Below are 18,176 nucleotides of genomic sequence, written 5' to 3' on the forward strand. Positions count from 1 at the left end.
GTACGCATTTTCTGTTACACAGACCTCTGGAAGGTGTTCGAAAGTCGGTAGCGAGGTTCAGGCAGCGTCCAAAAGCGCTTGGGGGAGCGTGAACATCCCTTGGCACCGTCGATGCTGCATAACCGCTCGCCCCTTTCAGGACAGCTTCTAAGGAGCAGTCATGAGCTATGTGATCGACCGACGTCTCAATGGCAAGAACAAGAGCACGGTGAACCGTCAGCGGTTTCTGCGGCGTTACCGTGATCACATCAAAAAGGCTGTCGAAGAGGCGGTCAGCCGGCGCTCCATTACCGATATGGAACACGGCGAACAGATCAGTATTCCCGGCCGCGACATTGACGAGCCGGTGCTTCACCACGGTCGCGGTGGCAAGCAGACCGTCGTGCATCCGGGCAACAAGGAATTCACCAGTGGCGAGCACATTGCCCGCCCGCCCGGAGGTGGCGGTGGCAGAGGCCCCGGCAAGGCTGGCAACTCGGGCGAAGGGATGGACGAATTCGTCTTCCAGATCACCCAGGAGGAATTCCTCGAATTCATGTTCGAGGACCTTGAGCTGCCGAACCTGGTCAAGCGTAACCTGACCGGCACCGACACCTTCAAGACCGTTCGTGCCGGGATCAGTAACGAGGGCAATCCGTCGCGGATCAACATCATCCGCACCTTGCGCTCGGCCCATGCACGGCGAATCGCCCTGTCTGGCAGCAGCCGGGCAAAATTACGCGAAGCCAAAGAAGAACTGCTGCGACTCAAGCGTGATGAGCCAGACAACTTCGGCGATATTCAGGAAGTCGAAGCCGAAATCGAAAAACTCAGTGCGCGCATTCATCGCGTACCGTTTCTCGATACCTTCGACCTTAAGTACAACCTGCTCATCAAGCAACCCAACCCCAGTTCCAAGGCGGTGATGTTCTGCCTGATGGACGTGTCCGGCTCCATGACCCAAGCGACCAAGGACATCGCCAAGCGCTTCTTTATCCTGCTGTACCTGTTCCTCAAGCGTAACTACGACAAGATCGACGTCGTGTTCATCCGCCACCACACCAGTGCCAGGGAAGTGGACGAAGAAGAGTTTTTCTATTCTCGCGAAACCGGCGGCACCATCGTTTCCAGCGCCTTGAAACTGATGCAGGAGATCATGGCCGAACGCTATCCGAGCAATGAGTGGAACATCTATGCCGCCCAGGCCTCCGACGGCGACAACTGGAACGACGACTCGCCAATCTGCCGCGACATTCTGATCAACCAGATCATGCCGTTCGTGCAGTACTACACTTACGTTGAGATCACCCCGCGCGAACATCAGGCCTTGTGGTTCGAGTACGAACGCATCGCCGAAGCCTTCTCTGACACTTTTGCCCAGCAACAACTGGTCTCGGCCGGGGATATCTATCCGGTCTTCCGTGAACTCTTCCAGCGCAGGTTAGTGACATGACCGCCAAAGAGCAGAAGCGCCAACCCATTTCCACCGGCTCCGAATGGACGTTCGAGCTGATTCAGGCCTACGACAAAGAAATCAGTCGTCTGGCGGCCCGCTACGCGCTCGATACTTACCCCAACCAGATTGAAGTGATCACCGCCGAGCAGATGATGGACGCCTATGCCTCCGTCGGCATGCCGCTGGGTTATCACCATTGGTCCTACGGCAAACACTTCCTCAGCACCGAAAAATCCTACAGCCGTGGGCAGATGGGGTTGGCCTACGAAATCGTGATCAACTCGGACCCGTGCATCGCCTATCTGATGGAAGAAAACACCATCTGCATGCAGGCTTTGGTCGTCGCCCATGCCTGCTACGGGCATAACAGCTTTTTCAAAGGCAACTACCTGTTCCGCACCTGGACTGACGCCAGCTCGATCATCGATTACCTGGTCTTCGCCAAGCAATACATCATGCAGTGCGAAGAGCGCCACGGTATCGACGCAGTCGAAGACCTGCTGGATTCCTGCCACGCCCTGATGAACTACGGCGTTGACCGCTACAAACGCCCATACCCGATTTCCGCCGAAGAAGAACGTCGCCGGCAAAAGGATCGGGAAGAGCATCTGCAGAAACAGATCAACGATCTGTGGCGGACCATTCCAAAAGGTGCAGACAAGTACAGCGACAAGGACAACGCGCGCTTCCCCGCCGAACCTCAGGAAAATATCCTCTACTTCATCGAAAAACATGCACCACTGCTTGAGCCATGGCAGCGGGAAATCGTGCGGATCGTGCGCAAGATCGCTCAATATTTCTACCCGCAGCGTCAGACTCAGGTGATGAACGAGGGCTGGGCCACGTTCTGGCATTACACCCTGATGAACGACCTGTATGACGAAGGCCTGGTGACCGACGGCTTCATGATGGAGTTTTTGACGTCCCACACCAGCGTGGTCTACCAACCCGGCTTCGACAGCCCCTACTACAACGGCATCAACCCCTACACCCTGGGCTTTGCCATGTACCGCGACATCCGCCGCATGTGTGAACACCCTACCGAAGAGGACTACCGCTGGTTCCCTGAGATTGCCGGCACCGACTGGCTGTCGAGCATCAAGTTCGCCATGAGCAGCTTCAAGGATGAAAGCTTCATCCTGCAGTACCTGTCACCCCAGGTGATCCGTGATCTGAAGCTGTTCAGCATTCTTGATGACGACCAGAAGGACGATCTGCTGGTTCCGGCCATTCATGACGAAGGTGGCTACCGCATCATCCGTGAAACCCTGGCGGCGCAGTACAACCTCGGTAATCGTGAACCCAACGTGCAGATCTACAGCATCGACCGGCGTGGTGACCGCTCGCTGACCTTGCGTCACCAGCAACACGACCGCAAACCGCTGGGCGAGTCCACCGAGGAAGTGCTCAAACACCTGCACCGGCTCTGGGGCTTCGACATTCATCTGGAAACCCTGCAAGGCGACCAGGTGATGAAAGTTCATCATGTCCCACCCAGAGGTGAACACGCCGAGGGGGATTACGGCCGGCTGGACTTGGCTGTCATCCATCTTTGATCCTGTTTCTGCCTCCGGAGGTTCGACGCAAAGGTTATTCTGTCGGGCTAACGGAGGTTTTTTATGCAGATTTATAAAGTCGGCGGCGCGGTACGTGATCGCCTGCTGGGCAAGCCTGTCACCGACATCGACTGGGTTGTGGTTGGCGCTACCACTGAAGAAATGCTCGCCAAGGGTTTTCGCCCGGTAGGTGCGGATTTCCCGGTTTTTCTTCACCCGAAAAGCGGTGAGGAATACGCCCTCGCCCGCACCGAGCGCAAAAGCGGACGCGGTTACGGCGGCTTTACCTTTCACGCCAGCCCCGAAGTCACCCTCGAAGAAGACCTGATCCGTCGCGACCTGACCATCAATGCCATGGCCGAAGACGATCAGCAGAACCTGACCGATCCTTATCATGGCCAACGGGATCTTGAGGCGCGCCTGCTGCGTCACATTTCCCCCGCGTTCGCCGAAGATCCGCTCAGGGTTCTGCGCGTTGCCCGCTTCGCTGCTCGTTATGCGGGGCTCGGTTTCAGCGTTGCGCCGGAGACACTGGAGCTGATGCGCCAACTCAGCGAATCAGGTGAACTTGAAGCCTTGACCGCCGAACGCAGCTGGAAGGAAATTTCCCGCGCCCTGATGGAAGATCAGCCACAGGTGTTCATCGAAGTCCTGCGCGAGTGTGGCGCTCTCAAGGTATTGATGCCGGAAGTCGATGCCCTGTTCGGCGTACCGCAACCGGAAGCCCACCACCCGGAAATCGACACGGGCGTGCACACCCTGAGCGTGCTGGAGCAAGCGGCGAAGCATAAACAACCACTCACCGTGCGCTGGGCCTGCCTACTGCACGACCTCGGCAAGGGACTGACACCTGAGGAGGAGTGGCCCCGACACATTGCCCACGAGCACAAGGGCTTGAAGCTGATCAAAGCGGTCAACGAACGCTTCAAGGCGCCGAAGGACTGTCAGGAACTGGCTCTGCTGGTGGGCGAATATCACACCCACGGCCATCGCGCCCTGGAGCTGAAACCGTCGACATTGCTGGAGCTGCTGCAAAGTTTTGACGTTTACCGTCGGCCGCAGCGATTCGAGGAATTTATCGCGGCGTGCGAAATGGACGCCCGAGGACGCAAAGGCCTGGAACAGCGAAGTTATCCACAGGCGGAATATTTGCGTGGGGCGGCAAATGCTGCCCGGACCGTAGCGGTTCAGCCGTTGCTGGAGAAGGGATTCAAGGGGCCGGAGCTGGGTGAGGCGATCAAGCGTGAGCGGCTCAAGGCATTGAAGGCTTACAAAGAGGCGGCGGCAGCCTAAAAGCTTCACGAGCAAGCACGCTCCAACAGGCCGTACCAAACCCTGTGGGAGCGAGCTTGCTCGCGATGGCGTCAGCAGAGGATCACAGCAAATCTGAGGGCGTCAGCTGCTCTCCACGCCACTCAAACGCCACCGGCGCCAACACCTGATCAATCTGTGCCTCGCCCCACAACGTCGCAAAGCTCTTGCCTACACCCGGATGCACGCGATCCGGCGCAATCAGCGACAACGGCCACAACACGAAGGCATTTTTCAGAATTTCTGCCCGCGGCAAGATCAAGCCATCGAAGTTACCCACCAGATCGCCGAACAGCAGTACGTCGATATCCAGCGGCAAACCCTTGCGGTCCGGCGCATACCGTCCATTGTCCGCCTCGATGAATTTCAGCCGGCGATCGAGCTCCATCAGCGGCAGATCGGTAAAAGCCGACACCACAAAATTGAAGAATGGCCCGCTCTTGATCCCCACCGGCTGGCTTTCGAACACCGCCGAGCAGCGTATATCCACCAGGAAACCTGCCAAGGCTTCCAGGCCAGCCTGCAAATGGGATTCGCGCTCGATATTGCTACCGAGCCCGAGAAACACCTGAGTCAGCGACATCCGCGCTCGATCTCCACGCCCACACCGCCCGTGGCAGCCGGGATGGCGCCTGGCTTGGTCAGCTTGAGGCGCATCCAGGTGATGTTGAATTCGCTCATCAGGACCTCAGCCAGACGCTCGGCGAAGGTCTCGACCAGCTGGAACTGCGCCTGCTCGGCAAAGGCCTGGATTCGCGACGACACACTGGCGTAATCGAGCGCCAGCGTCAGGTCATCCCCGGCGGCGGCCGGGCGATTATCCCAGGCGAAACTCAGATCAAGACGCAAGCACTGTCGGATGCCTCGCTCCCAGTCGTAGGCACCAATCACGGTGTCGACTTCCAGGCCCTCGATAAACACTCTGTCCAAGCACTTTTCTCCGCTGCACGACAAGGGCGCAATGCGCCGTTAGAATCAGGGCGTCCTCGCCCGGAATAGTTAGCATGTTTTGGTTACTGGCGACCCTCGCCTACCTGCTCGGCTCTCTGTCCTTTGCCATTTTGCTCAGCCGCCTGACCGGTAAACCCGATCCGCGAATGAGTGGCTCGGGCAATGCCGGCGCCACCAACATGTTGCGCCTGGCCGGCAAAAAACTCGCCGTCCTGACCTTGATCGGGGACCTCTTCAAAGGCCTGCTACCCGTACTTATCGCCAGCGTTTTAGGCCTTTCGCTTCAGGAACAGGCCTGGATCGGCGTCTGTGCCGTCATCGGTCACCTGTTCCCGTTGTACTTTCGCTTCCGCGGCGGCAAGGGCGTCGCCACCTCGGCCGGCATGCTGCTGGGGCTGTACCCGCCCGCCGCACTGCTGGCGGTCTGCGCCTGGCTGCTGACGTTCTACCTGACTCGCACCAGCTCACTGGCAGCCTTGATCGCCACACCGCTGACCCTGCCGCTGCTGGCCTGGCAAGAACCGGCGGCACTGCTACCCATGAGCGCACTCACGGGAATGATCGTCTGGCGTCATCGGGGCAATCTACGCGACCTGTTTGCCGGGCGCGAACGGCATTTTTAAATACCGGACATGAGCGCGGCTCATCCCGCACATCATCACAGCGCCGACAATTGCTCCATCGGCCAACGCGCCTGCACGCTGATCGCCAGGCTTTCATGCTGACCGGCCTGCAAACGCTGGCAGCCGGCAAAGGCAATCATCGCGCCGTTGTCGGTGCAGAACTCCGGACGGGCATAAAAAACATCGCCCTTCATGTCGCCGAGCATCTTCTCCAGAGAGGTACGCAGTGCCTTGTTGGCGCTGACGCCGCCAGCGATCACCAGACGCTTCATACCGGCCTGTTTCAGGGCACGCTTGCACTTGATGGTCAAAGTCTCCACCACGGCCTGCTGGAACGCCAGCGAGATGTCGCAACGGGCTTGCTCGCTGTCGTCCCCGGCGCTGACGCTCTGCTGCCAGGTGTTCAGGGCGAAGGTTTTCAAGCCACTGAAACTGAAAGCCAGCCCTGGACGGTCGCACATCGGGCGCGGGAAAGTGAAACGTCCTGCAACCCCTTGCTCCGCCAGCCGAGCGATTTCCGGACCACCCGGATAATTGAGGCCCATCATTTTCGCGGTCTTGTCAAAAGCTTCACCGGCGGCATCGTCGAGGGTCTCGCCCAACAACGTGTATTGACCGATCCCGTCGACCTGAACCAGCTGCGTATGACCGCCCGACACCAACAAAGCGACGAACGGGAATTCCGGTGGCTGCGACTCCAGCATCGGCGCCAGCAGGTGACCTTCCATGTGGTGCACACCCAGCGCCGGAATACCCCAGGCGAAGGCCAGCGCCTGAGCGCAGGAAGCGCCCACCAACAAGGCACCGACCAGGCCAGGACCCGCGGTATAAGCAATGGCGTCGATCTCGGTCGGCACGCAGTCAGCTTCGGCCAACACCTGACGAATCAAGGGCAGCATGCGTTTGACGTGGTCACGCGAAGCCAGCTCCGGCACGACCCCGCCATAGGCGCGGTGCAGGTCGATCTGGCTGAACAGCGCGTCGGCCAGCAGGCCGCGCTCACTGTCATATAATGCGACACCGGTTTCGTCGCAGGAGGTTTCTAATCCCAGTACTAGCATGGGTTTGCGCCTTGTTTAGGCTGAATTCGAAGGCGCGCATAATAGTCGCCATGGGATGCCCCGACTAGCGGTTTTCGATCAGAGGCTTTGCATTCCGGTCGATGAGGAGTTAACATCCGCAACCCTTAAAAACCGACGTCTTCAAGTGCTCTTTTGCCACGAGGATGTTGACCCCGGTAATGAATGAAGGTAGCTCTGGATGCCAGCCGTCAAAGTAAAAGAGAACGAACCCTTCGACGTAGCTCTGCGTCGTTTCAAGCGCTCCTGCGAAAAAGCCGGTGTACTGGCTGAAGTTCGTAGCCGCGAATTCTACGAGAAGCCTACTTCTGAGCGTAAGCGCAAAGCAGCAGCCGCTGTTAAGCGTCACGCCAAGAAAGTTCAGCGCGAACAGCGCCGCGCGGTTCGTCTGTACTAATACACAGACGTTCGTAGCAAGCTTCTGCCAAGCCCGGCCCTCAGCCGGGCTAATGGCATTTGCGGACAACGCTTGATGCTTCACCGTCAAAGCCGCACACGCGACCGAGACAAATCTGCTTCACAGCGTCAGACCTGGCTCTTTTGCCAGCGGTGCACGTCTTTTCTGACGAGCCTTCCAAGGCTACTGACGAGCACACCCACTGATTCCTCTCACGACGATCAGCCCAAGGCACCTTCTTGCGTGCCCGCTTATGAGCTATCCGAAGCCACCGACTGGCCGCAGCGGATTTCAGCGCAACACTTTCAAATAGTCGAATACTGATTGGTACTAACGTCAGTGGATTTTCGGCAGATACACTTCCCGACAGCGATTACGCAGACGACACTGGTCGAGCCGCACATTTTGCGCGCCTCAAACAACGACCCGCGCTCAGCCGCTCTTCGTTTCGGATCAATTGCAGCGCAGATGACGAGAACGCCATGGCCGGGCTAATTCCCCAGAGCTTCATTGACGACCTTCTGAACCGCACCGACATCGTCGATGTGGTCAGCTCGCGCCTGCAAATGAAAAAGGCCGGCAAGAATTACACCGCTTGCTGCCCGTTCCACAAAGAGAAAACCCCCTCCTTCAGCGTCAGCCCCGACAAGCAGTTCTATTATTGCTTTGGCTGCGGCGCTGGCGGCAACGCCCTCGGTTTCATGATGGACCACGACAATCTGGATTTTGTCCAGGCTGTCGAAGAACTGGCCAAAGCCGCCGGCATGGAAATCCCCCGCGAAGAAAGCGGACGGCCGCACAAACCGCGGCAGCCGACCGATTCGCCGCTCTACCCGCTACTTACCGCCGCCGCCGACTTTTACCGCCAGGCACTGAAAAGCCATCCATCGCGAAAAGCAGCTGTGGATTACTTGAAAGGTCGCGGACTGACCGGCGAAATCGCCCGAGACTTCGGCCTCGGCTTTGCCCCGCCTGGCTGGGACAACCTGTTCAAGCACTTGAGCAGCGACACTTTGCAACAGAAAGCCATGATCGATGCCGGCCTGCTGATCGAGAACGCCGAAACCGGCAAACGCTATGACCGCTTCCGCGATCGCGTGATGTTCCCGATCCGCGACAGCCGCGGGAGAATCATCGCCTTCGGCGGCCGGGTATTGGGCGACGACAAGCCGAAATACCTGAACTCACCGGAAACCCCGGTATTCCATAAGGGCCAGGAACTCTACGGCCTTTATGAAGCACGCAAGAACAACCGCAACCTCGACGAAATCATCGTCGTCGAAGGCTATATGGATGTTATCGCCCTCGCCCAGCAAGGCCTGCGCAATGCTGTCGCGACCCTGGGCACCGCCACCAGCGAAGAGCACTTGAAGCGCCTGTTCCGCGTCGTGCCCAACGTGCTGTTCTGTTTCGACGGAGATCAGGCAGGTCGAAATGCCGCCTGGCGGGCATTGGAGGCAGCGCTGCCGAGCCTGCAGGACGGGCGGCGCGCACGCTTTCTGTTCCTCCCCGAAGGCGAAGACCCGGATACGCTGGTCCGCTCCGAAGGCACTGATGCCTTCCGCGCACGGATCAACCAGCACGCCCAACCATTAGCAGATTATTTTTTTCAACAGCTGACCGAGGAATCGGACCCACGCTCGCTCGAAGGCAAGGCCCACATGGCCACCCTCGCCGCACCGCTGATCGACAAAGTCCCGGGGGCGAACTTGCGCATCCTGATGCGTCAGCGCCTGACCGAAATTACCGGGCTTAGCGGTGAAGCCGTGAGCCAACTGGTACAAAGCGCACCTCAGGAAGCACCGCCGGCGTACGACCCGGGCATCGATTACGACGCCATGCCGGATTACAGCGACTACCATCAGCCGCAGGCACAAGAGATGTATGTGCCGCAGCAGGAATGGACGCCGAAGAAACCCGGCGCCGGCGGCAAGAAATGGGACAAAAAGCCGTGGGACAAAAATGGCAAACGCGGTGGTGATCACGATCAACCCCGCGCGCCACGGGTGCCGGCCGCTGTAGAGCCGCCGACCCTGGCCGCCTTGCGCACGCTATTGCATCACCCGCAATTGGCCGAGAAAGTCGAGGATGCCGGGCACTTTGCTGCCGAGGATCACACCAACACGCAATTACTGGTGGCCCTTCTCGAAGCCGTACAGAAGAATCCCAAGCTAAACTCATTTCAGTTGATTGCACGCTGGCACGGTACGGAGCAAGGACGTTTGCTCAAGGCGCTGGCGGAAAAGGAATGGCTGATTGACGGAGATAACCTTGAACAACAGTTTTTCGACACCATTACTAGCTTGTCAGCCCGCCAACGCGAGCGAAACCTGGAACAACTTCTCAGGAAAGCACGTCAAAGTGAACTGAGTGCCGAAGAGAAAAATCAACTGCGCGACCTATTAAGTCGCAATGTTTCCGCAACAAGCCCGACCTCAACTGGCGCGTGAGGTCATAGCTCAGGTATAATCCTCGGCTTGTTTTTTGCCCGCCAAGACCTTCAGTGGATAGGGTGTTATGTCCGGAAAAGCGCAACAGCAGTCTCGTATCAAAGAGTTGATCACACTTGGTCGTGAGCAGGGTTACCTGACTTACGCGGAGGTCAACGACCACCTGCCGGAGGATATTTCAGATCCGGAACAGGTGGAAGACATCATCCGCATGATCAATGACATGGGGATCAACGTATTCGAGGTTGCGCCAGATAAGGATTCCCTTATGCTGGCCGACGCCGATACCGACGAAGCCGCGGCCGAAGAGGCAGCAGCAGCGTTGGCAGCGGTCGAGACCGACATTGGTCGCACCACCGACCCAGTGCGCATGTATATGCGTGAAATGGGTACGGTAGAGCTCCTCACACGTGAAGGCGAAATTGAAATCGCCAAGCGTATTGAAGAGGGCATCCGCGAAGTGATGGGCGCAATTGCGCACTTCCCTGGCACGGTTGACCACATTCTGTCCGAATACACTCGCGTCACCACCGAAGGTGGCCGCCTGTCCGACGTCCTGAGCGGTTATATCGACCCGGACGACGGCATTGCGCCGCCTGCTGCAGAAGTGCCGCCGCCTGTCGACCCGAAAGCCGTGAAAGCGGACGACGACACCGACGACGACGACGCTGAAGCCAGCACCGACGACGAAGAAGAAGCCGAAAGCGGTCCGGATCCGGTCATCGCAGCTCAGCGCTTTGGCGCTGTCTCCGATCAGATGGAAATCACCCGCAAGGCGCTGAAAAAGCACGGTCGTGGCAACAAGCTGGCAATTGCCGAGCTGGTGCTTCTGGCTGAGCTGTTCATGCCGATCAAACTGGTTCCGAAGCAATTCGAAGGCCTGGTCGAGCGTGTTCGCAGTGCCCTGGATCGTCTGCGTCAGCAAGAGCGCGCGATCATGCAACTTTGTGTTCGTGATGCCCGCATGCCGCGTGCCGACTTCCTGCGCCAGTTCCCGGGCAACGAAGTCGACGAAAGCTGGTCCGACGCACTCGCCAAAGGCAAAGGCAAATACGCCGAAGCCATTGGTCGCCTGCAACCGGACATCATTCGTTGCCAGCAGAAGCTGATCGCACTGCAAACCGAAACCGGTTTGACGATCGCCGAGATCAAGGACATCAACCGTCGCATGTCGATCGGTGAGGCCAAGGCCCGCCGCGCGAAGAAAGAGATGGTAGAAGCGAACTTGCGTCTGGTGATCTCCATCGCCAAGAAGTACACCAACCGTGGTCTGCAATTCCTCGATCTGATCCAGGAAGGCAACATCGGTTTGATGAAAGCGGTAGACAAATTCGAATACCGCCGCGGCTACAAATTCTCGACTTATGCCACCTGGTGGATCCGTCAGGCGATCACTCGCTCGATCGCCGACCAGGCCCGCACCATCCGTATTCCGGTGCACATGATCGAGACGATCAACAAGCTCAACCGCATTTCCCGCCAGATGTTGCAGGAAATGGGTCGCGAACCGACCCCGGAAGAGCTGGGCGAACGCATGGAAATGCCTGAGGACAAGATCCGCAAGGTATTGAAGATCGCTAAAGAGCCGATCTCCATGGAAACCCCGATCGGTGATGACGAAGACTCCCATCTGGGTGACTTCATCGAAGACTCGACCATGCAGTCGCCAATCGATGTCGCCACTGTTGAGAGCCTTAAAGAAGCGACCCGCGAAGTTCTGTCCGGCCTCACTGCCCGTGAAGCCAAGGTTCTGCGCATGCGCTTCGGTATCGACATGAATACCGACCACACCCTCGAAGAGGTTGGTAAGCAGTTCGACGTGACCCGTGAACGGATTCGTCAGATCGAAGCCAAGGCGCTGCGCAAGCTGCGCCACCCGACGAGAAGCGAGCATTTGCGCTCCTTCCTCGACGAGTAATAACAAAACCCCCGGCCCAGGCCGGGGGTTTTGCTTTTATACAGATTAAATCCCCCGCACCTCCCTCCCTCCGAATTGCCCGTCTACACTCGAAACATTCCCCGAGCCATAACGAGACCGTTATGCCCAGACTGCCGACCGTGCTTTTTTTGCTGTCGCTATTGACCTGGACCGCAACGGCTGGCGCGCTGACTCTGACTGACGAAGAACGTAGCTGGCTGGCGGCTCACCCGGACTTGCGCCTGGGTGTCGATGCGTCATGGCCACCCTTCGAGTTTCGCGACGATCAGGGCCGCTATCAGGGCCTTGCAGCAGACTATATCGACCGGATCCGTCAACGCCTGGCCATCAAGCTCACGCCCATCGAGCCCGTCAGCTGGACCGTCGTACTGGAGCAGGCCAAACAAGCCAAGCTGGACCTGTTGCCCGGCATCATGTCGACCCCGGAGCGCCAGACTTACCTGTCATTCACCCGCCCCTACCTGGACTTTCCGATTGTCATCCTTGCCCATGTCGGAGGCCCCCAGCCACGCAAACTCGAAGAGCTGTACGGTCTGAAAGTCGCCGTGGTGGAAAACTACGCACCCCACGAGCTGTTGCGCACCCACAATCCCGACCTCAATCTGGTAGCGATGCCCAACGTCAGCTCAGCGCTCCAGGCGCTGGCTACCGATGAAGTGGATGCGGTGGTCGGCGATCTCGCCTCCAGCGTCTGGAGCTTGCGTCAGCTCAAGCTCGACGGGCTCTACGTCAGCGGCGAAACCCCCTATCGCTATCAATTGGCGATGGGCGTGCCCCGGGACAACAAAATACTGGTCGGCATTCTGGATAAAGTCCTGGCGGACATGACCCCGGACGAAATCAATGAGATTCAGGAACATTGGGTCGGCAACGTCCTCGATCATCGAACATTCTGGAGCGATCTACTGGTTTACGGTCTGCCGGGATTGCTGCTGCTGATCATCGTGCTGGCGATGGTTATCCGGATCAACCGCCGGCTGAGTTCAGAAATTGCCCGCCGGGTCGACCTGGAACAAGAACTGCGCAGTAGCGAATACCATTACCGTGGGCTGGTGGAGAGCCTTTCGGCCATCGCCTGGGAAGCGCGGATCAGCGATTTCACCTACAGCTATGTGTCGCCCCATGCCGAGGACCTGCTCGGTTACCCCTTGTCTCATTGGCTGATTCCGGGCTTCTGGCGCAACATTATCCACCCGGCCGACCTGACCCGCGCCCAGACCTTCTGCGATCACGAAGTACTGGCCGGACGCGATCACAGCCTCGATTACCGGGTCATCACCGCCGATGGCCGCTGCATTTGGGTACGCGATATCGTCAGCCTGATCGAGCACGGCCATGAACCGGTGATGCGCGGGCTGATGATTGATATCAGCGAAGCCAAGCGCACCGAAGAGGCATTGCGCCTGTCGGAACAGAAGTTCGCCTCGGTGTTCCAGCAATGCCCGGATATTCTTGTCATCGCACGGCTCTCCGACGGCTGCCTGCTGGAGGTCAACGAAGCGTTCGAAGAACAGATCGGTCTCAAGGCCGAAGACGTCATCGGCCAGACGGCCACCGACCTGAACATCTGGGGCATACCCGGCGTCGGGCCGGGCTTGTTGCAACGGTTGCAGGCCGGCAGCATCCGTAACCTGGAGATGCCCTTTCGCCGCAACAATGGCCAAGTGTTTACCGGCCTGATCTCGGCTGAACCGTTTGACCTCGATACCACTCCGGCGCTGGTCGTGGTCGTGCGGGACATCAGCCAGCTCAAGGAAACCCAGAAACAGCTGCAAACCTCCGAAGAGAAATTCGCCAAAGCCTTCCATGCCTCACCCGACGGCTTGCTATTGTCGCGACAAAGCGACGGTTTGCTGCTGGAGGTCAACGAGGGGTTCAGTCGCATTACCGGTTTCAACAGCGCAATGTCCGTGGATCGCTCCGCCCTCGAGCTGGGAATCTGGGTGAATCTCAACGAACGCAAACAGATGCTCGATCTGCTGCACCGGGACGGTTTTGTCCGCGACTTCGGTTGCCATATACGCCGCAGCGACGGGCAGATCCGCCTCTGCGAGGTGTCCAGCCGTCCGCTGCCGATCGGCGATGAAGATTGCATGTTGACCATCGCCCGCGACATCACCGAGCGACACCTGATGCAGGAGAAACTGCAACAGGCTGCCACGGTATTCGAGAGCACCGCCGAAGGTGTATTGATCACCGACACCCAACAGCACATCAGCGCGGTCAACCGTGCGTTTACCGAAATCACCGGCTACAGCGAGAGCGAAGCATTGGGCCATACCCCTCGCCTGCTCGCCTCGGGCCTGCACGACAGCGCGTTCTATGCCGCCATGTGGCATCAACTGACCGCCGAAGGTCATTGGCAGGGTGAAATTTCCAACCGGCGCAAGAATGGCGAACTCTATCCGAGCTGGCTGACCATCAGTGCGGTGCGCAACCGGGACAGATTCGTCACCCACTTTGTCGCGGTGTTCGCGGACATTTCCAGCCTCAAACACGCCCAGGCCAAGCTCGACTACCAGGCACACCACGACCCGCTGACCGGCCTGCCAAATCGCACGCTGTTCGAGAGCCGATTGCTGACTGCGCTCAACAACCAACAGGAAAACGGCGGCCAGGGCGCGGTGCTGTTCCTGGACCTGGACCGTTTCAAACACATCAACGACAGCCTGGGCCACCCGGTCGGCGACCTGCTGCTCAAGGGCATTGCCGTGCGCCTCAAGGAGCAGTTGCGCGACATCGACACCGTGGCGCGGCTGGGCGGCGACGAATTCATCATCCTGCTGCCCGGGCTGCAGCAATCCAGTGACGCCGACAACATCGCGACCAAGTTGCTCAATTGCTTCGGCGCACCGTTCCAGGCTGGCGAACATGAGTTTTTTATCAGCGCCAGTATCGGCACCAGCCTGTATCCCAAAGATGGCTGCGACGTCGCCACGCTGGTCAAGAACGCCGATGCGGCGATGTACCGCTCCAAGGCCAAGGGTCGCAACCGGGTCGAAAGCTACACCCGCGACCTCACCGCTCAAGCCAGCGAGCGAGTCGCACTGGAACATGAGCTGCGACGCGCTATCGAGCGCAACGAGCTGCACCTCCATTATCAACCGAAGATCAGCCTGGTCGACCATCGCCTGGTCGGCGCAGAAGCGCTCATTCGCTGGCGCCACCCGACCTTCGGCGATGTGCCACCGGAGCACTTCATTCCACTGGCCGAAGAAAACGGCATGATCCTGCAAGTCGGCGATTGGGTACTCGAAACCGCCTGCCGGCAGATGTTCGAGTGGAATCAGGTTTACGAACCCGTCGGCCCGCTGTCGGTCAACCTCGCGGGCGCTCAATTGCGCCAGCCGAACCTGCTCGGCCGGATCGAACAATTGCTCAAGGACAACCGCCTCAAACCCGGTTTCCTGCAACTGGAAATTACTGAAAACTTCATCATGAGCCAGGCTGAAGAAGCGCTGGCAGTGCTGCATCAACTCAAGCACCTGGGTGTGCAACTGGCGATCGACGACTTCGGCACCGGTTACTCGTCCCTGAGTTACCTCAAACGTCTGCCGTTGGACATTCTCAAGATCGACCAGTCTTTCGTCCGCGGCCTGCCGGATGATCCCCACGACGCAGCCATCGTTCGCGCCATCATCGCCTTGGGCCGCAGCATGCAATTCACCATCATTGCCGAGGGCGTCGAAACCCTCGCGCAGCAGCAATTCCTCGCGGCCGAAGGCTGTGAACAGATCCAGGGCTACATCGTCAGCCTGCCCTTGCCACCGGAAGAATTTGCCGCGACGTTTCTTCGTATAGCCATTTCAGACTTTTCGGATAGCACAGCCGAGAAACCGTCGCTATAATCCGCGGCCTACTGAGGGCCTATAGCTCAGTTGGTTAGAGCAGAGGACTCATAATCCTTTGGTCCACGGTTCAAGTCCGTGTGGGCCCACCAAACAAGAAAGCCGCGCATTGCGCGGCTTTCGTCAAACATCATGATTGACGTGGATATCAACTTTCATTAGATTTGCCTCATCGAAGCGACTGACCGGATGAGATTGAGCGCTTCCCAGCGGCGAAAGCCGTAACCGCGCAAGGCGGTTCGTAAGTGGTGTCCGGATCTGCTTTACCGAAACGAAGAAGACGCCTATGGCGTCTTTTTTCGTTTCTGCCCCTAGCGTTTGGTCGAGCTCGGTTGCCGCAAGTAGACCTCGCCGCACAGCAACATAAAGCCCATCTTGCCCAGCAACCTCGGCGGCTGCTCGGTTTGGTGATAAGCACTCTCAATCACCAGATTAAGATCCTGCGCCTTTTCATTGGCGGCACGACGTATTTCAAAGAACACGTGGTAAGGCCCGGCCGGGTCCTGAATCGTCATAGAGTATGCCCAATTGCGCCGCGTCGCAGTCTCACGGACCTTGGACTGGGGATGGTTCAGCCCTTGGATCACCGCCGGCAAACCCAATGACAGCCGATAACGAATTGCACAGAAGGTGCGCGGTCGTCCAGCACCGTCGAGAATGATCGGCTCCACAGCCGGGTGCGTCGCCGCGTCATAACCCTGGCTGAAACAGTGGCTCGAAAAAGTGGCATGTACGCGCAAATCACGCTTGGCCAACTGGCTCGCAATCGTGAAATTGAATGGTTCAAGGTGAGCAAAATCGTAGGTCTGATCGCCAATAGTCAGCGCTGGAAAATAGGCGGTCACTTCGATCTCCATTCCGCCAACCTCGAACCAGGGCCCGACGCCACGAGAAAGAATCAATGATCGATTAGAGACCGCCGCTGTGTATGTCAGACGCTTCTGAAAATCATGCTCATCACTCGTCCTGAAATAGATTTACATCTGATTTCAGGACGAGGCAGACCCAACAAGAAAGCCGCGCAATGCGCGGCTTTCGTGTATCTGACGTTTAACTTTGTTTGCTGAAGGTGTCGAAATATCGGATGACGCCCGAGGACCTTGTAGGCAAACTCCTTTGGCCCGTCGCTACTTTCTGTGCTGAGCGGTATCACTGCCACTATTTGCCTGGATACTTAACGCTGGAATGTCCTGCACCGGCCGCAACCGCTCAAGCATTTCCCCCGTCAACACGACCTCATACGTATCCGCCGCCCTACCCCACTGCTCCTTGATGACCATGCCGTCTACCAGCACGCTTCCCAATCCGGTAATCGTATCGGCCAATTCCTCTACGATTTTTTGAGTCCGAAACCACACGCGGTCAGTTATCTCTTTCAGCTCAGCCGTGATGCGGTCAGACGACGCCGGATCCGTATCGGGGTAGGCGATATTGCGCAGCAAATGCCGTAACTCCCTTATTTTTGCGTAATCCTGTTCCGCCCCAAGCTCTCCTTTGAGGATGGCTGTCGCTTTCGACTTATCGACGCGTTTCTCGGGCGAAGGCTTTGAAGCTAATGTCTGCCCCATAGCGCCAGCAAACAGCACCATCATCCGCGCTTGCAGATGTTCCTTCATGTCTTCCATCGACGAAATTGACCGCACCAAGCTAATGGACGCCCCGCCTTGATGCCTTAAATCCATGGTCACTGTCAGGGTCACGCCGCCCGTTGCAAACCCCAAGGCTCGGGCCATGACGTAGTGCCCCATTTCGTGATTGGCAATCTGCAATGCATGGTCCCGTATAGCGGGAGGCATCTTGTTCGTCATTTCCATCGCCTCGCATCCCTCGATTTCGCATTCGACTACGAGTGACTGTTGCTGTCCATCCTATCGTCCTGTTGATGGCGTAGCGCGCAGCTATCGCCAGGGGAAGGACAGACGGGTCAGTTCGCTCAGCCAAAGTGACAGGTGAAAATGTCCCGAACGGTACAGAGGCCAGATCAAACATCCGCTGCGCGAGCCGTGCTGTAACATGCCAACCCATTGATCTGTGCCGCCGGAGACGACCTTTGCCTGACACTCGCCCGCCCATTCTTGACGAAATCGACCGCCTATTGATTGCAGCCCTGCAGATCAATGCCCGCGAAAGCGTGGCCATGCTCGCCCGCCAACTGGGCATCGCCCGCACCACCGTGACTTCGCGGCTGGCACGGCTGGAAAAGGCCAAAGTGATCACCGGCTACGGCGTGCGTTTGGGTCAACGTGTCGTGGATGGCGGCTTACAGGCGTACGTCGGGATCACGGTGCAACCGCGCTCGGGCAAGGAAGTGTTGCGACGTCTCAGCGCGATGGCTCAGGTGCAGCAGTTGTGTGCAGTCAGTGGCGAATTTGATTACGTGGCGTGGCTGCGCACCGACTCACCTGAGCAGCTGGATCAGTTGCTGGATCAGATCGGCAGTGTGGATGGGGTGGAGAAGACCACGACCTCGATCATTCTCAGCAGCAAGATTGATCGCGGCCAGCCGGTTTAATACATTTTGTTCGTCACGCTCGTCAAATTGCAGTATTAACAAGCAAAACGACGACACATTGCGTCTTATTAACGT

The 18,176-nt window shown here is 58.1% G+C and carries 14 protein-coding genes and 1 tRNA gene; 10 read left to right on the top strand and 5 right to left on the bottom strand.

Annotated elements, in window-relative coordinates:
* The first annotated feature begins 160 nt into the window (after positions 1–160).
* From ACMXYI_RS04205 to ACMXYI_RS04215, 3 genes are all read left to right on the top strand, one after another.
* On the top strand, positions 161–1,432 hold the full coding sequence (locus ACMXYI_RS04205; RefSeq protein WP_033056219.1) for a YeaH/YhbH family protein: 1,272 nt from the start codon (positions 161–163) through the stop codon (positions 1,430–1,432).
* A complete protein-coding gene (locus ACMXYI_RS04210; protein WP_129440697.1) occupies positions 1,429–2,991 on the top strand; it encodes a SpoVR family protein in 1,563 nt (520 codons plus the stop codon). The genes ACMXYI_RS04205 and ACMXYI_RS04210 overlap by 4 nt, the downstream gene beginning before the upstream one ends.
* 63 nt (positions 2,992–3,054) lie before the next feature.
* Positions 3,055–4,284 carry a multifunctional CCA addition/repair protein gene (locus tag ACMXYI_RS04215; protein ID WP_415771806.1) on the top strand — a complete coding sequence of 410 codons (1,230 nt, stop codon included), beginning with the start codon at positions 3,055–3,057 and terminating at the stop codon, positions 4,282–4,284.
* 82 nt (positions 4,285–4,366) lie between these two features.
* Here the strand turns inward: ACMXYI_RS04215 and folK are convergent, their stop codons facing one another.
* Both folK and folB read right to left on the bottom strand, forming a co-directional pair.
* Complete coding sequence (gene folK / locus ACMXYI_RS04220; RefSeq protein ID WP_415771807.1) at positions 4,367–4,885, bottom strand: 2-amino-4-hydroxy-6-hydroxymethyldihydropteridine diphosphokinase; 519 nt, start codon at positions 4,883–4,885, stop codon at positions 4,367–4,369.
* Positions 4,876–5,232 (bottom strand): dihydroneopterin aldolase, encoded by a 357-nt coding sequence (gene folB, locus ACMXYI_RS04225; RefSeq protein WP_008008297.1) that lies wholly within the window; start codon positions 5,230–5,232, stop codon positions 4,876–4,878. The genes folK and folB overlap by 10 nt, the downstream gene beginning before the upstream one ends.
* A 74-nt stretch (positions 5,233–5,306) precedes the next feature.
* On the opposite strand from folB, the gene plsY reads away from it, so the two are divergent.
* Positions 5,307–5,876: a glycerol-3-phosphate 1-O-acyltransferase PlsY gene (plsY, locus tag ACMXYI_RS04230; RefSeq protein ID WP_415771809.1), complete on the top strand. Its 570-nt coding sequence runs from the start codon at positions 5,307–5,309 to the stop codon at positions 5,874–5,876.
* A gap of 35 nt (positions 5,877–5,911) precedes the next feature.
* On the opposite strand, the gene tsaD is transcribed toward plsY, so the two are convergent.
* Positions 5,912–6,937 carry a tRNA (adenosine(37)-N6)-threonylcarbamoyltransferase complex transferase subunit TsaD gene (gene tsaD, locus ACMXYI_RS04235; protein ID WP_046045367.1) on the bottom strand — a complete coding sequence of 342 codons (1,026 nt, stop codon included), beginning with the start codon at positions 6,935–6,937 and terminating at the stop codon, positions 5,912–5,914.
* A 199-nt stretch (positions 6,938–7,136) separates the two neighbouring features.
* On the opposite strand from tsaD, the gene rpsU reads away from it, so the two are divergent.
* The 5 genes from rpsU to ACMXYI_RS04260 all read left to right on the top strand — a co-directional run bounded on the left by rpsU (position 7,137) and on the right by ACMXYI_RS04260 (position 15,681).
* Positions 7,137–7,352, top strand: coding sequence for a 30S ribosomal protein S21 (rpsU, locus tag ACMXYI_RS04240; protein WP_002551877.1), 216 nt, complete (start codon positions 7,137–7,139; stop codon positions 7,350–7,352).
* A 482-nt stretch (positions 7,353–7,834) separates the two neighbouring features.
* Positions 7,835–9,802 (top strand): DNA primase, encoded by a 1,968-nt coding sequence (gene dnaG / locus ACMXYI_RS04245; RefSeq protein WP_056741298.1) that lies wholly within the window; start codon positions 7,835–7,837, stop codon positions 9,800–9,802.
* Between the two features lie 67 nt (positions 9,803–9,869).
* Positions 9,870–11,720, top strand: a complete 1,851-nt coding sequence (gene rpoD, locus ACMXYI_RS04250) for an RNA polymerase sigma factor RpoD (RefSeq protein ID WP_415771811.1) — start codon at positions 9,870–9,872, stop codon at positions 11,718–11,720.
* Between the two features lie 122 nt (positions 11,721–11,842).
* Positions 11,843–15,589, top strand: a complete 3,747-nt coding sequence (locus ACMXYI_RS04255) for a bifunctional diguanylate cyclase/phosphodiesterase (RefSeq protein WP_415771812.1) — start codon at positions 11,843–11,845, stop codon at positions 15,587–15,589.
* A 15-nt stretch (positions 15,590–15,604) separates the two neighbouring features.
* A tRNA-Ile gene (locus ACMXYI_RS04260) sits at positions 15,605–15,681 on the top strand.
* Between the two features lie 219 nt (positions 15,682–15,900).
* On the opposite strand, the gene ACMXYI_RS04265 is transcribed toward ACMXYI_RS04260, so the two are convergent.
* On the bottom strand, positions 15,901–16,446 hold the full coding sequence (locus ACMXYI_RS04265) for a hypothetical protein (RefSeq protein ID WP_415771814.1): 546 nt from the start codon (positions 16,444–16,446) through the stop codon (positions 15,901–15,903).
* Between the two features lie 270 nt (positions 16,447–16,716).
* Positions 16,717–17,397, bottom strand: a complete 681-nt coding sequence (locus ACMXYI_RS04270) for a peptidase M41 (RefSeq protein WP_415773854.1) — start codon at positions 17,395–17,397, stop codon at positions 16,717–16,719.
* 242 nt (positions 17,398–17,639) lie between these two features.
* On the opposite strand from ACMXYI_RS04270, the gene ACMXYI_RS04275 reads away from it, so the two are divergent.
* Positions 17,640–18,101 carry an Lrp/AsnC family transcriptional regulator gene (locus ACMXYI_RS04275; RefSeq protein WP_415771816.1) on the top strand — a complete coding sequence of 154 codons (462 nt, stop codon included), beginning with the start codon at positions 17,640–17,642 and terminating at the stop codon, positions 18,099–18,101.
* The last annotated feature ends 75 nt before the right edge of the window (positions 18,102–18,176 follow it).

This window comes from Pseudomonas lyxosi, from assembly GCF_047758685.1.
Classification (GTDB): Bacteria; Pseudomonadota; Gammaproteobacteria; order Pseudomonadales; family Pseudomonadaceae; genus Aquipseudomonas; species Aquipseudomonas lyxosi.

Coding starts and splice junctions, on each gene's coding strand:
- ACMXYI_RS04205 (WP_033056219.1), top strand. CDS start 161: ATGAGCTATGTGATCGACCGACGTCTCAATGGCAAGAACAAGAGCACG.
- ACMXYI_RS04210 (WP_129440697.1), top strand. CDS start 1,429: ATGACCGCCAAAGAGCAGAAGCGCCAACCCATTTCCACCGGCTCCGAA.
- ACMXYI_RS04215 (WP_415771806.1), top strand. CDS start 3,055: ATGCAGATTTATAAAGTCGGCGGCGCGGTACGTGATCGCCTGCTGGGC.
- folK (WP_415771807.1), bottom strand. CDS start 4,885: ATGTCGCTGACTCAGGTGTTTCTCGGGCTCGGTAGCAATATCGAGCGC.
- plsY (WP_415771809.1), top strand. CDS start 5,307: ATGTTTTGGTTACTGGCGACCCTCGCCTACCTGCTCGGCTCTCTGTCC.
- tsaD (WP_046045367.1), bottom strand. CDS start 6,937: ATGCTAGTACTGGGATTAGAAACCTCCTGCGACGAAACCGGTGTCGCA.
- rpsU (WP_002551877.1), top strand. CDS start 7,137: ATGCCAGCCGTCAAAGTAAAAGAGAACGAACCCTTCGACGTAGCTCTG.
- dnaG (WP_056741298.1), top strand. CDS start 7,835: ATGGCCGGGCTAATTCCCCAGAGCTTCATTGACGACCTTCTGAACCGC.
- rpoD (WP_415771811.1), top strand. CDS start 9,870: ATGTCCGGAAAAGCGCAACAGCAGTCTCGTATCAAAGAGTTGATCACA.
- ACMXYI_RS04255 (WP_415771812.1), top strand. CDS start 11,843: ATGCCCAGACTGCCGACCGTGCTTTTTTTGCTGTCGCTATTGACCTGG.
- ACMXYI_RS04265 (WP_415771814.1), bottom strand. CDS start 16,446: ATGGAGATCGAAGTGACCGCCTATTTTCCAGCGCTGACTATTGGCGAT.
- ACMXYI_RS04270 (WP_415773854.1), bottom strand. CDS start 17,397: ATGACGAACAAGATGCCTCCCGCTATACGGGACCATGCATTGCAGATT.